The following is a 15,059-nucleotide window of genomic DNA, read 5'->3' on the forward strand; positions in this document are numbered from 1 at the left end:
TACAATTACATATTTTTTTAGGGAGGTAGGAAACATGAGCAAAATCATCGGGATTGATTTAGGTACAACTAACTCATGTGTCGCTGTATTAGAAGGCGGAGAAGCAAAGGTTATTCCAAATCCGGAAGGCAACCGTACCACTCCATCTGTTGTAGCATTTAAAAATGGTGAACGCCAGGTTGGTGAAGTAGCAAAACGCCAATCAATCACAAACCCAAATACAGTAATGTCTGTCAAACGTCATATGGGTACTGACTTTAAAGTTGAAATTGAAGGAAAAGATTACACACCACAAGAAGTTTCAGCTATTATTCTTCAATATCTAAAATCCTATGCAGAAGAATATCTTGGCGAAACAGTATCCAAAGCGGTTATTACAGTTCCAGCCTATTTTAACGATGCTGAACGTCAAGCTACTAAGGATGCAGGTAAAATTGCCGGTTTAGAAGTTGAGCGTATCATTAACGAACCGACAGCTGCCGCATTAGCATATGGAATGGATAAGACTGATGAAGACCAAACCATTCTAGTTTATGACCTTGGCGGCGGTACATTTGACGTTTCCATCCTTGAGCTTGGCGACGGTGTTTTTGAGGTTAAATCGACTGCTGGGGATAATCGCCTTGGCGGGGATGACTTTGACCAGGTAATCATCGACTACTTAGTTGAACAATTTAAGAAAGAAAATGGCATTGACCTTTCTAAAGATAAAATGGCTGCCCAGCGCCTAAAAGATGCAGCTGAAAAAGCGAAGAAGGACCTTTCAGGTGTGACATCAACACAAATTTCTCTTCCATTTATTACAGCCGGAGAAGCTGGTCCATTGCATCTTGAAGTTTCATTAACCAGAGCAAAATTTGATGAGCTTTCAGCACATTTAGTTGAGCGTACAATGGGCCCAACGCGCCAAGCGCTTAAGGATGCTGGATTATCATCTTCTGAGATTGACAAGGTTATTCTTGTCGGCGGATCTACTCGTATCCCAGCTGTTCAGGAGGCAATTAAAAAGGAAACAGGCAAAGATCCTCATAAAGGAGTTAACCCGGATGAAGTAGTTGCTATGGGTGCAGCTATTCAGGGCGGTGTTATTTCCGGCGACGTTAAGGATGTTGTTCTATTAGACGTTACTCCGCTTTCTTTAGGTATTGAAACAATGGGCGGCGTATTTACAAAGCTAATTGAAAGAAATACAACAATCCCTACATCGAAGTCACAGGTGTTCTCAACAGCTGCAGATAATCAATCTGCTGTAGATATCCATGTTCTTCAAGGAGAGCGCCCAATGGCAGCTGATAATAAAACATTAGGCCGCTTCCAGCTTGGCGATATTCCTCCGGCACCAAGAGGAGTACCGCAAATCGAAGTTAGCTTCGATATCGACAAGAACGGTATTGTGAATGTACGTGCAAAAGACCTTGGAACAAATAAAGAGCAGGCCATTACGATTAAATCATCAACAGGCTTATCTGATGAAGAAATTGAAAAAATGGTAAAAGAAGCAGAAATGAATGCCGAAGCTGATAAGCAGCGTAAAGAAGAAGCTGAGCTTCGCAACGAGGCAGACCAGCTTGTCTTCACTACTGAAAAAACGCTTAAAGACTTAGAAGGCAAAGTTGACGAAGCCGAGGTACAAAAAGCAACTGAAGCAAAAGACGCATTAAAAGCTGCGATCGAAAAGAATGATTTAACTGAAATGAAAGCGAAGAAAGATGAACTTCAGGAAATCGTTCAAGCTCTAACAGTTAAGCTTTACGAAGAAGCTTCCAAGCAAGCACAGGCAGCCCAAGGCGCACAAGCCCAAGACGCCGGAAAAGACGGCGACGACAATGTAGTTGACGCAGAATTTGAAGAGGTAAAAGACGATAAATAAGTCTAATCCTTAAACAAAAAGTCAAAGTCAGGATTTCTTGGCTTTGGCTTTTCTTTTTGCCCCAAATAAAGGGCGTATTTGCATGCAACATTGATATTTTTGTATTTTACAGACAAAGCTGATTGGAGCGGAGGGCACGTAGACTCCTTGGGGATCAGCGTTGAAGCGAGACCCCGCAGGAGCGAAAGCGACGAGGAGGCTCGCAAAACGCCCCCAGGAAAGCGAAGTGCCCGGAGCGGAAATCAGCGGTAATCATTAGAAAATAGTTGATTGGCGGAAGGCACGTAGACTCCTTGGGGATCAGCGTTGAAGCGAGACCCCGCAGGAACGCAGTGACGAGGAGGCTCGCAAAACGCCCCCGGAAAGCGAAGTACCTGGAACGGAAAACAACGGTTATTACAGCGAAAACAACTTTTATTTATAAATAGACAATGTTACAATAAATTTTATGTGAAATGGATTCGGGGAGTGGTAATCATGGACAAAAGGGATTACTATGAAGTCCTTGGCGTCAGCAAAAGCGCAACCAAGGACGAAATAAAAAAAGCATATCGTAAGCTATCAAAAAAATACCACCCAGACATAAACAAAGAACCGGGTGCGGATGAAAAATTCAAAGAAGTAAAAGAAGCCTATGAAGTCTTAAGCGACGACCAGAAAAAGGCGCACTATGATCAGTTTGGCCATACAGATCCAAACCAGGGATTTGGCGGCGGCGGTTTCGATGGCTTCGGCGGCTTCGAAGATATTTTCAGCACGTTTTTCGGCGGAGGTTCACGCAGACGTGATCCAAATGCCCCAAGACAAGGAGCCGACCTGCAATATACAATGAACATTTCCTTTGAGGACGCGGTTTTTGGCAAAGAAACAGAAATTGAAATTCCTCGTGAGGAAACATGTGAAACATGCAGCGGCTCAGGAGCAAAACCTGGCACAAAGCCGGAAACATGCGGCCACTGTCATGGTACAGGGCAAGTCAGCGTAGAACAGAACACGCCATTTGGCCGAATTGTGAACCGCAGAACTTGTAATTATTGTAATGGTACGGGCAAGCAAATTAAAAACAAATGTTCAACATGCGGCGGTACAGGCAAAGTGAATAAGCGCCGGAAAATTTCTGTTAAGGTCCCTGCAGGAATTGACGATGGCCAGCAGCTGCGTTTAGCTGGACAAGGGGAACCTGGAATAAACGGCGGACCTTCAGGAGACCTTTATGTAGTCTTCTATGTTCAATCACATGAATTTTTCGAACGTGACGGCGACGATGTTTACTGTGAAATGCCGATCACATTTGTGCAGGCAGCCCTTGGGGATGAAGTAGAGGTCCCAACTCTTTACGGAAAAGTAAAGCTCAAGATTCCGGCTGGAACACAGACAGGTACAAAGTTCCGCTTAAAGGAAAAGGGCATTCAGAATGTAAGAGGTTATGGAAAAGGTGATCAGCATATTATCGTCCGCATCGTTACACCAACAAAGCTCAACGAAAAACAGAAGCAGCTTTTGCAGGAGTTTGCAGAAATAAGCGGAAAAGTACCGCAAGGCGGTCATGAGGAAAGCTTTTTTGATAAAGTGAAACGCGCATTTAAGGGTGACTAATGGAAATGGAGTTGGAAACCGTGAAATGGTCAGAAATTAGTATTCATACGACAAACGAGGCAATTGAACCGATTTCAAACATATTGCATGAAGCCGGTGCAAGCGGAGTTGTCATTGAAGATCCATTTGAGCTGATAAAGGAAAGAGCCGATCAATACGGGGAAATCTACCAGCTAGATCCATCCGATTACCCAGAAGAAGGCGTGATTATAAAGGCATACTTGCCAGTGAACAGCTTTCTTGCTGAATCGATTGATGAAATCAAGGAAGAGATCAATAACCTGAGCTCCTATAACATCGATATAGGAAAAAATCAGGTGACCGTAAGTGAAGTAAATGAAGAGGATTGGGCAACAGCCTGGAAAAAATATTATCACCCAGTCAAAATTTCTGAGCGATTTACGATTGTTCCGACTTGGGAAGAATACACCCCGGTAAAAAGTGATGAGTTAATTATTGAACTGGATCCAGGAATGGCCTTTGGTACTGGGACCCATCCAACAACTGTCATGTGTATTCAAGCTCTTGAAAGGACAGTGAAAAAGGGAGATACGATTGTTGATGTTGGCACTGGTTCTGGTGTTTTAAGCATTGCTGCTGCCATGCTTGGTGCAGAAAAGGTGACAGCCTTGGATTTAGATGAAGTAGCAGTGAACTCTGCCAAGCAGAATATTGAATGGAACAAGGTTCAGGAAATTGTTTCAGTCAGGAAAAATAATTTGCTTGATGGAGTAAAATCGGAAGCTGACATCGTGGTAGCTAATATACTTGCAGAGATTATTCTTCGATTTACTAATGAGGCAGCATCTGTTGTAAAAAAGGGCGGTTATTTTATTACTTCTGGAATTATTCAGACAAAAAAGCAGGAAGTAAAGGATGCCTTGAGAGAAGCTGGGTTTAAAATCGAAGAAACGATTCAAATGGAGGATTGGGTGGCAATTATGGGCAAAAAAATGTAGCCGAAAAGGCCAAACTTCATAGGTGAGGGGGAGCGTTTTGTTCCCTCTCTTTCTATTGGCAAAGTCTATGAAAAGAAGGTGTGATATTTGCAGCGTTATTTTGTTAACCAGCAGGCTTCAAACAATGTATTTACTATCACGGGGGACGACTGCCATCATATTGCACGTGTGATGCGAATGAAAGCTGGGGACCATATCATTTGTGTGGATCCAGATGGCAAGTGTGCGGAATGTTCAATTGAAGAAATTACCGATGAAAAAGTCATAGCTGGCGTAGTAAAATGGGTAGATGGAGAAGGAGCCTCCCGCTCAGAGCTGCCTGTCAGCGTGACAATTGTGAGCGGTCTGCCTAAAGGGGATAAGCTTGAGTGGATTATCCAAAAGGGAACAGAGCTTGGAGCCTGTGACTTTATCCCTTTTATTTCAGCACGCTCAGTAGTAAAATGGGATGAGAAGAAAGCCGCTAAAAAGATTGAACGCTGGCAAAAAATCGCAAAAGAAGCTGCTGAACAGTCTCATCGGACAAGCCTCCCAACGGTAAAAGTCCCTTTAAATATCAAGTTATTAGTGAAAGAAAGCACAAGCTATGATTATAAATTAATTGCTTTTGAAGAAGAGGCGAAGATTGGGGAAAAGTCTGTTTTATCACAGACATTATTCCAAATGAAGGCCGGACAATCATTAATGATTGTTTTTGGCCCTGAAGGCGGTCTGACAGACCAGGAAGTTTCCTTTTTGAAAGAAAACGGGTTTCAATCTTGCGGATTAGGTCCAAGGATTTTAAGAACAGAAACAGCGCCATTATACGCACTATCAGCTGTTTCCTATCATTTTGAATTAATGGAGTGAATATAGTTATGCCAACAGTTGCATTTCATACACTTGGCTGTAAGGTCAACCACTACGAAACAGAGGCCATCTGGCAGTTATTTAAAGATAAAGGCTATGAAAGGATAGATTTTGAATCTGCCTCTGATGTTTATGTTATTAACACTTGTACTGTAACAAATACTGGTGATAAGAAAAGCCGGCAGGTCATTCGCCGGGCAATTAGAAAAAATCCTGATGCGGTTATTTGTGTAACAGGATGCTATGCACAGACATCTCCTGCTGAAATCATGGCTATTCCAGGGGTAGATATTGTTGTCGGTACCCAGGACCGTGTTAAAATGCTTGATTATATCGAACAGTATAAGCAAGAACGCCAGCCTATCAATGGGGTAGGAAATATTATGAAGAACCGTGTTTACGAGGAGCTGGATGTTCCAGCGTTTACAGACCGTACAAGGGCTTCGTTAAAAATCCAGGAGGGCTGCAATAATTTCTGTACCTTCTGCATTATTCCGTGGGCTCGTGGGCTTATGCGTTCCAGGGATCCAAAAGAAGTCATCCGCCAAGCACAGCAATTAGTTGATGCCGGCTATAAGGAAATAGTATTAACAGGTATTCATACAGGCGGATATGGCGAGGATATGAAAGACTATAATCTAGCCATGCTATTAAAAGATCTTGAGTCACAAGTTCGCGGCCTAAAGCGCATCAGAATCTCTTCAATTGAAGCAAGCCAGATTTCTGATGAAGTTATCGAGGTCATTAAACATTCTAAATTAGTTGTCAGACATCTTCATATACCGCTTCAATCTGGCTCAAACACTGTGCTTAAAAGAATGCGCAGAAAATATACAATGGAATTTTTTGCTGAGCGCCTAGAACGTTTGCGGGAAGTTTTGCCGGGTCTTGCAGTTACATCTGATGTGATTGTCGGCTTCCCTGGTGAAACGGAAGAAGAATTCATGGAAACTTATAATTTTATTAAGGAAAATAAATTCTCTGAGCTTCATGTATTCCCATATTCTAAGCGTACAGGCACACCAGCAGCAAGAATGGAAGATCAAATCGATGAAGAAGTTAAAAATGACCGCGTTCACCGGCTAATAAGCCTATCTGATCAGCTGGCAAAAGAATATGCTTCACAGTTTGAGGGAGAAGTGCTTGAAGTCATTCCAGAAGAAGAATATAAGGAAGAGCCAAATAGCGGCCTTTATGTCGGTTACACAGACAACTACATGAAGGTAGTCTTCCCGGCAACTGAGGATATGATTGGGAAAATTGTTCGAGTTAAAATCGAAAAAGCAGGATATCCTTATAACGAGGGCAAGTTTGTTCGCGTGATCGAAGACAAGATTGAAGATCATAAAGAAGAAGCCGTTTAAATAAAAGGGGAATTTGCCTTTAGGTAAATTCCCTTTTTTATCTTTTAATGGTATTATTTTTGGGCAAGGGATCGATATTTTTATCCTATGCAGTTAATTTTTTCGAAAGGGAGTTATCCATTTGACAGCAAATATAGCAAAAATGATTGATCATACATTACTAAAAGCAGATGCAGCAAAAGATCAGATTGAAAAGCTTTGTGCAGAAGCAAAGGAATATCAGTTTGCTTCTGTCTGTGTAAATCCAGCTTGGGTTAAGCTTGCAAGTGAAAAGTTATCTGGCACAGATGTAAAAGTATGTACAGTGATCGGCTTTCCATTGGGAGCTTCTACACCTGAAACAAAGGCATTTGAAACGAAAAATGCAATCGAAAATGGTGCAGCAGAAGTAGATATGGTTATCAATATCGGTGCTCTAAAAAGCGGAGATGACGAATTAGTTGAAAGAGATATTGCAGCAGTCGTCTCTGAAGCAAAAGGAAAAGCCTTAACAAAGGTCATCATTGAAACCTCATTGCTTTCAGACGATGAAAAGGTTAGGGCATGCGAATTAGCAGTGAAAGCCGGTACAGACTATGTTAAGACATCTACAGGGTTCTCCACTGGCGGGGCAACACCAGAGGATGTAGCCTTAATGAGAAAAACTGTCGGACCAGATATCGGCGTCAAAGCTTCGGGCGGTGTCAGAAGCGCAGAGGATGCCAAAAAAATGATCGAGGCGGGGGCCACAAGAATCGGTGCCAGCTCAGGCGCAGCTATCGTTAACGGACTTACAGGAACTTCTGATTATTAATCGGAACATTTCTATCGAAAATTTGGTTCAGGATGACCTTCATACCTTTATGAAGGTCATTTTTTGTGAAAAATAAAGCTCCAAAGCCCCTTATCCGCTAACCTGATCTATCTATCATGCATCCATAAAATAAATCTTCCAAATCTGCTAGCAAATGGCAGGACTAAGAGAGAAGAGATCACATTAAAAATGACACTAACATGTGCAAGCTGCACATCGGCTTGAAATGCAAGCTGTGTACCAAGATCAGTGAGCATGCCGATAAACGGATAAAACACAATAACCCCAAGGATATTCAGCCAAATATGGGCATAAGCAGAAAGTCTCGCTTCTCTCCCAGCTCCGACAGCTGCCAAAAAGGCGGTCACACACGTGCCAATATTGGATCCAAGCATAATCGAAATTCCTGTATCAAGTTCAATAGCTTCGCCTGTTAACAGCCCCATAATGATACCGGTTGTGGCCGTGCTCGACTGAATAATGGCAGTTATGCCGGCACCAGCTAATATGCTATAGAAATAGCTTCCATCCAAGGTTATTAAAAGTTGATCAACCCATGCCACTTCTTTTAAGGGACCTGCCATAAATTCAAATCCGCCCATTGCGGCAAAAACAGCAGAAATTCCCAGTAAAATTAGGCCAATGCTTTTAAGCTTATATTTTCCTATCAGCATTAATGCTGCTCCAAGAACAGCTAATGGGATGATAAAAGATTCAATATCAAATGTAATCAGTTCTGTTGTTAAGGTTGTGCCAATGTTTGTTCCCAAAATAATACCGATGGATTGTCCAAATGTAAGCAGTCTTGCTGAGATCAGCCCAATAGTTATCACCATAACTGCTGAGCTGCTTTGCAGCAAACAGGTAATCCCAACCCCGGCAAGTAATCCTTTCCATGGTGAGTCTGTCATTTTTGTCAGCCAAATTTTCAAAGAATCAGCTGATAAGTTAAAAAGACCTGACCTAAGCAGTGTCATTCCATAAATAAAAACCCCAATAAATAGTAGAAATAGCAATAAGTTGGCCAAGCCTTCACCCCCTGCATCTATTTATATGGGCATATATGAGAGCACATTCCACAATTGGAAGAATAAAATATCGGCAATAATGCACTCTAGTAATAGTTGACCTCTTTTCGCGGTTATATTATAATTGCAAGGTACATGGAAAAAACCATGTTGGTGTAAGTGTGTTGTGCTCGGAGGGAGGGAAAGAGAATGTCTAAAACCGTCGTTCGTAAAAACGAATCGCTTGAAGATGCTCTTCGTCGCTTTAAACGTACTGTATCTAAATCAGGTACTATACAAGAAGCTAGAAAGCGCGAATTCTACGAAAAACCTAGTGTAAAACGTAAGAAAAAGTCAGAGGCTGCAAGAAAACGTAAGTGGTAAGAGAGGGTGGATTTTATGAGTCTTCTCGAGCGTTTAAATGAGGATATGAAACAAGCGATGAGGAATAAGGAAAAGGATAAACTCACTGTGATTCGCATGGTTAAAGCTTCCTTGCAAAATGAAGCAATTAAGCTTGGAACAGAGCTGAATGAAGAACAGGAGCTAACTGTCCTCTCTCGCGAAGTTAAGCAACGCAAGGATTCCCTCCATGAATTTGAAAAAGCAGGTCGTGAAGATCTTGTTGAAAAAATTCGTACTGAATTAAAGTACGTCGATTTATATATGCCTGAGCAGCTTTCTGAAGAAGAACTTTCAAAAATCGTTCAAACAACGATTGCAGAAATTGGGGCTTCATCTAAAGCCGAGATGGGTAAGGTAATGGGTGCTCTGATGCCAAAGATTAAAGGAAAAGCAGATGGCACACTTGTAAATAAACTTGTACAACAACACCTTTCATAAAGCAAATGAATATTAAAGACCGTGAACAATTGCGTTTGCGGTCTTTTTTAATATGCAATTTTTGAAACCTTTTTAAGGGAAAAACGTATAGAAGGTAAGACTTTTATGAGGGGAGGGGAAGTTTTGCGGGTAAGACGTTCAATGATTATTTTTTCCTTTCTTTTTGCATTTATATTAATGCTTATCCCGATAAAAGGAAACGCTGATAGGGAAGTTGTGTATATTGTCCCCATTCAAGAAACAGTAGAGAAGGGTCTCTATGCGTTTTTAAATCGTGCAGTAAATCAGGCAGAAGAAGAAAAGGCATCGGCTATCATCTTTGAAATGGATACGCCTGGAGGAGCGGTTGATGCGGCGGGGAAAATAGGTAAGTTATTATCTGCTGCAGATATAAAAACGATCACTTATGTAAATAAACAGGCGTTATCCGCAGGCGCGTACATTGCGTTAAATACAGATCAGATATATATGGCACCTGGCTCAACAATGGGAGCTGCAGCCATCATTGATGCTCAGGGAAATACAGCTGACAAAAAGGCTCAATCGTATTGGCATTCAGCTATGACAGAGGCTGCCAAGCAAAATGGCAGGGAGCCAATATATGCGCTCGCAATGGCTGATGAGTCCGTCGATTTGCCGGAAGCTCCAAAGGGCAAACTGCTTACTTTAGGAGCCGAACGTGCGAAAGAAGTTGGATATTCACAAGGGACATACAGTGACCTTGATCAATTATTGGAGCATCTGGGATTTGCTGATGCAGAGGTAAAGAAGATTGAAGAAAGTTTTGCGGAAAAAATTGCCCGTTTCATTACGAACCCTTTAGTGATCCCTATTCTTCTGACAATAGGCAGCCTTGGGCTTGTACTGGAGCTGTATTCGCCTGGATTCGGCCTCCCGGGTATCATGGGTCTATCCTCGCTCCTTCTATTCTTTTATGGCCATATGGTTGCAGGATTAGCTGGATTTGAAACACTTATTTTATTTGTTTTAGGAATAGGCTTAATGATAGCAGAGTTTTTCCTTCCTGGAGGAATTGCAGGGATTCTTGGCCTTGGAGCAGTGCTTGGAAGTTTATTTTTAGCTGCAGATAATGTGATTCACATGGGGATATCCATCCTCATTGCAATTGGCATCACCATCTTAGTATCCATTTTAATGGTAAAGGTGTTTGGTAAAAGGATGAAAATATTTAGGAAGCTCATTTTAAACGACGCAACAACCACAGAAGAAGGCTATGTTTCAAATCAAAACCGGCTTGAACTTATTGGCCTTGAAGGAACTGCCATTACAGCTCTTCGGCCTTCAGGTACAATGATAATTGAAGATGAACGGATCGACGTTGTGAGCGAGGGAGCGTTCATCCAGAAAGGTGCTGCAGTAAGAGTCGTAAAAGCTGAGGGCTCTCGTATTGTAGTTAGAGAAGTAACTAAATCTGATAAATAAAGGGAGGAAGTCAAATGAGTCTAATGGGAACGAGTACAATATTTATTTTGGTCGTTGTTGTCTTTGCAATTATCCTGCTGGGGATTCTATTTTCATTTGTACCAGTAATGCTTTGGATTTCCGCATTAGCTGCCGGAGTCAAGGTTGGAATATTTACGTTAGTTGGGATGAGGCTTCGCCGTGTTATCCCAAGCCGTGTTATCAATCCGTTAATTAAGGCAAGAAAAGCAGGCTTGGATGTAACAACAAATCAGCTGGAAAGCCATTACTTGGCAGGAGGAAATGTCGACCGGGTTGTTAATGCGCTAATTGCGGCACATCGGGCAAATATTGAGCTTACCTTTGAGCGCAGTGCGGCTATCGACTTAGCTGGACGTGATGTTTTAGAAGCAGTACAAATGAGTGTTAACCCGAAGGTCATTGAAACACCTTTTATTGCTGGTGTGGCAATGGACGGGATTGAAGTAAAGGCAAAAGCAAGAATTACTGTTCGGGCAAATATTGACCGTCTAGTTGGCGGAGCTGGCGAGGACACGATTGTAGCCCGTGTCGGAGAAGGAATTGTTTCAACTATAGGTTCTTCAGATAACCACAAAAAGGTGCTGGAAAATCCCGACATGATCTCACAGACGGTTCTTTCCAAGGGATTAGATGCGGGAACAGCTTTTGAGATCCTCTCTATTGATATTGCAGATGTTGATATCGGCAAAAATATTGGAGCTGAACTTCAGACTGAACAGGCTGAAGCAGATAAAAAAATTGCCCAGGCAAAGGCGGAAGAACGCCGGGCAATGGCTGTTGCTTTAGAACAAGAAATGAAGGCAAGAGTCGAAGAAATGAAAGCAAAGGTTGTCGAGGCAGAGGCAGAGGTACCACTTGCTATGTCAGAAGCGCTTAAAACAGGAAATATTGGTGTTATGGACTATATGAACATTAAAAATATTAACGCTGATACAGACATGAGAGATTCTATCGGGAAAATTAATATTCGCAAGGATGAAAATAAAAACGGTTAACCACTGCTCCATTGAAGGGAGGGAATGTGACCAGCCATGGAATTCTTATTTCAAAATCCATTTTTAATTTTGATATTGCTTGCTTATCTTTTTTCCCTGTTTGGAAAAAGAAAAAAGCAGCAGACCCAGCAGCAAAGAAATTCACAGCCGCGGCATGTTCAAACGAAAAGAGCCCCAGCAGAAAGGGGATCGGAGCTGAAACGGCAGCTGGATGCGGCCATACGCGAGTTTAAAAATCTCACTGAAAACCGACAATTTACAGAACAAGCCGAATCGGTTCAGCCCGTAGAACAAGACAAAAATGAGCACAAAGAACAAGCTGAAAACCATAAGACAAAAGCACAGGCTGTAAAAAAGGATGCAGAACAACAAAAGGGATCTGTCAGTCCATCTAAGCCTGTAAAAATGGCTAGCGAAAAAGAGGAGCATGTTTCCCTTGCTCCTACAGATAAACAGCTTGTAGAGGGCATTATTTGGTCAGAAATCCTTGGACCGCCAAGGTCATTGAACCCTCATCGTTCAGTGAGAAACCATAAATAGACGAAATGGAACAAAATAAAAATAGTGCTAGAACCCCCCTTTTTTTCATACATATGAGATGAAGGGGGGTTCTTTTTTTTATGGCACAAAAGTGGGGACAATTCGTCCGAAAATGGATGACAAAGAATATGGAGCTTCCTCAAGACGTCATGATGGATTTACCCCGCATAACAATGATCGGTCAAATACACATCTATATAGAAAATCATCGGGGGTTGATCGCATTCACTGATAAAGAACTGAGACTCCTTCTAAAGCAAGGTCAGCTATTAATAAAAGGGAATTCCTTTGTAATAAAGACGATATTGCCAGAAGAAATTTTGCTTGAAGGAAAAATTGATCAGGTTCTTTATTTAAATGAATAGAAGTCAGCGAAGGATACGGCTGCCAAAAAAGCAGCCGGTCCCAAAACCTGCATATCACGATGAATTTTCAGGGGGAAGAAAATGAAAAATCTATGGACAGAGTTTTTTGGGGGCATTGTAACAGTAAAAACTTCCGGTAAAGGCATTGAAAGGCTTATAAATAAATTAACAAGGAATGGTATTCATATTTGGAATGTAAAGCGTCATGGTCCTGATGCTGTAACCTTTAAAATGAGACTAAAAGATGTAAAAGAAATGCGCAAGGCTGTCAGGGACAGTGATTGCAAAATTGTCTTTTTGCATCGGACAGGCTTGCCTTTTTTGCAAAAAAGGATTCTAAAAAACAGTGGCTTTGTCATCGGCTCAGTGTTTTTCTTAGCCGTTATTATGCTTTTATCCAATATGGTATGGGGTGTGGAAATAAAGGGTGCAGAGCCTGCAACCGAGCATAAAATCCGCAAAGAGCTCAATGAAATGGGTGTTAAAAGAGGAAAGCTTCAGATTTTCATGGATAATGCCGAAACCATCCAAAGAAAGTTATCGGATAATATTTCGGAAATTACATGGGTCGGTGTGGAATTAAAGGGGACAACCTACCATTTCCAAGTTGTGGAGAAAAATGAACCGGAAAAACCAGAAATCCTGAGCCCCAGACATCTAGTTGCAAAAAAGAAGGCCGTCATAGTGGACATGTTTGTCGAAGAAGGTCAGCCTATGGTCAGTGTGCATGATCATGTAAAACCAGGCCAGCTGCTGGTGTCAGGAATTATTGGCAAAGAGGGCCAAACAAAAGAAGTACCGGCAAAAGGAGAAATTTTTGGTGAGACATGGTATAAAACAGACGTGGAGCTTCCGTTAAAAAATACGTTAAAAGTCTTTAGCGGAAATGAAAAACAAAAACACTACCTAAAAATTGGCAACTTAAAAATCCCGATTTGGGGTTTCGGGAAAGTGGAGTATAGTGAGTATGAAACAGAAGTGAATGAAAAGCAGATAAGATTTCTTTTATGGGAGCTTCCTGTTTCATATATAAACAAAACTATCCGGGAAAGCGAGCAGGTGACAAGGATTTATGATCATGAAGAGGCATTCGAGGCTGCAAAAAAGTTAGCAAGAAATGATATAAAAAGCAGCCTATCTGATAAAGCTACAATCAAAGGGGAAAAAATTTTACACAAGTCCATTGACAATGGTAAAGTTAACTTATCAATACATTTTCAAATTATAGAGAATATTGCAGAAGGACAACCAATCGTCAAGGAGATAAAGAATGACTGAAGAGCTAAAAACCATTAATGTACAGCTTGAAAATCCAAATGAAGCTATATCACTAATCGGAAATTCAGACGCACATCTTAAATTAATCGAGGATGAATTGCATGTATCGATTGTAACAAGAGGAGAATCTGTCTACGTCTCCGGGGAAGCGGAGGCTGCCGAAACAGCAGGCAGATTAATATCAGAATTAATCCTCGTTGTTAGAAAAGGGATCAATATTAACCAAAGGGATATTGTGTATGGCATACAAATGGCGAAAAAGGGAACGCTGGAGTATTTTAGCGATCTGTATGACGAAGAAATAACCAGAAACGCTAAAGGGAAAGTTATCAGGGTTAAAACAATCGGGCAAAGCCAGTATATCCGCGAAATAAGAAAAAATGATCTAGTCTTTGGCATCGGTCCTGCTGGAACAGGAAAAACTTATCTCGCTGTGGTTATGGCAGTCAATGCCCTTAAAAATGGCCAGGTAAAGCGTATTATATTAACACGTCCGGCAGTTGAGGCGGGTGAAAGTCTTGGCTTTTTGCCAGGGGATTTAAAGGAGAAAGTAGACCCGTATCTTCGTCCATTATATGATGCGCTCAATGACATTCTAGGAGCTGAACATACGCAAAGAATGATTGAAAGAGGGACGATTGAAATTGCCCCGCTTGCCTACATGAGAGGACGTACGCTTGATGATGCTTTTGTTATCTTGGATGAGGCACAAAACACCACCTTTGCACAGATGAAAATGTTCCTTACCCGCCTCGGATTTGGTTCAAAAATGGTGATCACTGGCGATAAAACACAGGTCGATCTTCCAAAAGGGAACCAATCAGGCTTGATTGCTGCGGAAAAAGTTATACAGGGTGTAAAGGGAATTTCGTTCGTTTACCTTGAAGAAAGCGATGTTGTCCGCCATCCACTCGTTGCTAGAATCATCCATGCATATGAAAAACACACAGATTAAGCCGTTCGGACATTCCGTACGGTTTTCTTTTGGCTAACAATCCTGCCTCACTGGTAATATTCACAATTCTTTTATTATTCAAAGGTGCAACTCGCGGAAAAAACTGTTATGATTTTAGAAAGTAAATAGATGGGTTCTTTTGCCTTTTGCTGTTCCTTTATTTAAAATTTAATTGGATAGG

General features: G+C 41.6%; 15 protein-coding genes. 14 read left to right on the forward strand and 1 reads right to left on the reverse strand.

What is annotated here, in order from left to right; all coding sequences use genetic code 11:
• Nucleotides 1-34 precede the first annotated feature (34 nt).
• The 6 genes from dnaK (at nt 35) to deoC (ending at nt 7,431) form a co-directional block, all read left to right on the forward strand.
• Complete coding sequence (gene dnaK, locus AC1Q59_RS10485) at nt 35-1,870, forward strand: molecular chaperone DnaK (RefSeq protein WP_492365777.1); 1,836 nt, start codon at nt 35-37, stop codon at nt 1,868-1,870.
• Nucleotides 1,871-2,347: 477 nt separating this feature from the next.
• Nucleotides 2,348-3,466 (forward strand): molecular chaperone DnaJ, encoded by a 1,119-nt coding sequence (gene dnaJ / locus AC1Q59_RS10490; RefSeq protein ID WP_492365778.1) that lies wholly within the window; start codon nt 2,348-2,350, stop codon nt 3,464-3,466.
• A 20-nt stretch (nt 3,467-3,486) separates the two neighbouring features.
• The gene (gene prmA / locus AC1Q59_RS10495) at nt 3,487-4,425 is read left to right on the forward strand and encodes a 50S ribosomal protein L11 methyltransferase (protein WP_492366079.1); all 939 of its coding nucleotides are present in this window, start codon (nt 3,487-3,489) and stop codon (nt 4,423-4,425) included.
• A gap of 87 nt (nt 4,426-4,512) precedes the next feature.
• Nucleotides 4,513-5,274 carry a 16S rRNA (uracil(1498)-N(3))-methyltransferase gene (locus tag AC1Q59_RS10500; RefSeq protein WP_492365779.1) on the forward strand — a complete coding sequence of 254 codons (762 nt, stop codon included), beginning with the start codon at nt 4,513-4,515 and terminating at the stop codon, nt 5,272-5,274.
• Nucleotides 5,275-5,282: 8 nt separating this feature from the next.
• Nucleotides 5,283-6,638 carry a tRNA (N(6)-L-threonylcarbamoyladenosine(37)-C(2))-methylthiotransferase MtaB gene (mtaB, locus tag AC1Q59_RS10505; protein WP_492365780.1) on the forward strand — a complete coding sequence of 452 codons (1,356 nt, stop codon included), beginning with the start codon at nt 5,283-5,285 and terminating at the stop codon, nt 6,636-6,638.
• Between the two features lie 121 nt (nt 6,639-6,759).
• Nucleotides 6,760-7,431, forward strand: a complete 672-nt coding sequence (gene deoC / locus AC1Q59_RS10510) for a deoxyribose-phosphate aldolase (protein WP_492365781.1) — start codon at nt 6,760-6,762, stop codon at nt 7,429-7,431.
• A gap of 107 nt (nt 7,432-7,538) precedes the next feature.
• Here the strand turns inward: deoC and AC1Q59_RS10515 are convergent, their stop codons facing one another.
• On the reverse strand, nt 7,539-8,459 hold the full coding sequence (locus AC1Q59_RS10515) for a Na/Pi symporter (RefSeq protein ID WP_492365782.1): 921 nt from the start codon (nt 8,457-8,459) through the stop codon (nt 7,539-7,541).
• A gap of 189 nt (nt 8,460-8,648) precedes the next feature.
• On the opposite strand from AC1Q59_RS10515, the gene rpsU reads away from it, so the two are divergent.
• The 8 genes from rpsU to AC1Q59_RS10555 all read left to right on the forward strand — a co-directional run bounded on the left by rpsU (nt 8,649) and on the right by AC1Q59_RS10555 (nt 14,878).
• On the forward strand, nt 8,649-8,822 hold the full coding sequence (rpsU, locus tag AC1Q59_RS10520) for a 30S ribosomal protein S21 (protein WP_019154564.1): 174 nt from the start codon (nt 8,649-8,651) through the stop codon (nt 8,820-8,822).
• 15 nt (nt 8,823-8,837) lie between these two features.
• On the forward strand, nt 8,838-9,281 hold the full coding sequence (locus tag AC1Q59_RS10525) for a GatB/YqeY domain-containing protein (RefSeq protein WP_492365783.1): 444 nt from the start codon (nt 8,838-8,840) through the stop codon (nt 9,279-9,281).
• Between the two features lie 123 nt (nt 9,282-9,404).
• Nucleotides 9,405-10,724, forward strand: coding sequence for an NfeD family protein (locus AC1Q59_RS10530; protein WP_492365784.1), 1,320 nt, complete (start codon nt 9,405-9,407; stop codon nt 10,722-10,724).
• A 14-nt stretch (nt 10,725-10,738) separates the two neighbouring features.
• Complete coding sequence (gene floA, locus AC1Q59_RS10535; protein WP_492365785.1) at nt 10,739-11,740, forward strand: flotillin-like protein FloA; 1,002 nt, start codon at nt 10,739-10,741, stop codon at nt 11,738-11,740.
• 36 nt (nt 11,741-11,776) lie between these two features.
• Nucleotides 11,777-12,280, forward strand: coding sequence for a YqfB family membrane protein (locus AC1Q59_RS10540; protein WP_492365786.1), 504 nt, complete (start codon nt 11,777-11,779; stop codon nt 12,278-12,280).
• 80 nt (nt 12,281-12,360) lie between these two features.
• Nucleotides 12,361-12,645 carry a sporulation protein YqfC gene (gene yqfC, locus AC1Q59_RS10545; RefSeq protein WP_492365787.1) on the forward strand — a complete coding sequence of 95 codons (285 nt, stop codon included), beginning with the start codon at nt 12,361-12,363 and terminating at the stop codon, nt 12,643-12,645.
• An 81-nt stretch (nt 12,646-12,726) separates the two neighbouring features.
• Nucleotides 12,727-13,923 carry a sporulation protein YqfD gene (yqfD, locus tag AC1Q59_RS10550; protein ID WP_492365788.1) on the forward strand — a complete coding sequence of 399 codons (1,197 nt, stop codon included), beginning with the start codon at nt 12,727-12,729 and terminating at the stop codon, nt 13,921-13,923.
• Complete coding sequence (locus tag AC1Q59_RS10555) at nt 13,916-14,878, forward strand: PhoH family protein (protein ID WP_492365789.1); 963 nt, start codon at nt 13,916-13,918, stop codon at nt 14,876-14,878. Before yqfD ends, AC1Q59_RS10555 begins: the two co-directional genes overlap by 8 nt.
• Nucleotides 14,879-15,059 lie beyond the last annotated feature (181 nt).

The sequence above is a fragment of the Cytobacillus sp. MT66 genome (genome assembly GCF_058792595.1).

Bases quoted from the DNA above. Each gene is read 5' to 3' on its own strand.
- dnaJ (WP_492365778.1), top strand. From the start codon at position 2,348: ATGGACAAAAGGGATTACTATGAAGTCCTTGGCGTCAGCAAAAGCGCA.
- AC1Q59_RS10555 (WP_492365789.1), top strand. From the start codon at position 13,916: ATGACTGAAGAGCTAAAAACCATTAATGTACAGCTTGAAAATCCAAAT.
- AC1Q59_RS10525 (WP_492365783.1), top strand. From the start codon at position 8,838: ATGAGTCTTCTCGAGCGTTTAAATGAGGATATGAAACAAGCGATGAGG.
- AC1Q59_RS10540 (WP_492365786.1), top strand. From the start codon at position 11,777: ATGGAATTCTTATTTCAAAATCCATTTTTAATTTTGATATTGCTTGCT.
- mtaB (WP_492365780.1), top strand. From the start codon at position 5,283: ATGCCAACAGTTGCATTTCATACACTTGGCTGTAAGGTCAACCACTAC.
- floA (WP_492365785.1), top strand. From the start codon at position 10,739: ATGAGTCTAATGGGAACGAGTACAATATTTATTTTGGTCGTTGTTGTC.
- rpsU (WP_019154564.1), top strand. From the start codon at position 8,649: ATGTCTAAAACCGTCGTTCGTAAAAACGAATCGCTTGAAGATGCTCTT.
- yqfD (WP_492365788.1), top strand. From the start codon at position 12,727: ATGAAAAATCTATGGACAGAGTTTTTTGGGGGCATTGTAACAGTAAAA.
- dnaK (WP_492365777.1), top strand. From the start codon at position 35: ATGAGCAAAATCATCGGGATTGATTTAGGTACAACTAACTCATGTGTC.
- yqfC (WP_492365787.1), top strand. From the start codon at position 12,361: ATGGCACAAAAGTGGGGACAATTCGTCCGAAAATGGATGACAAAGAAT.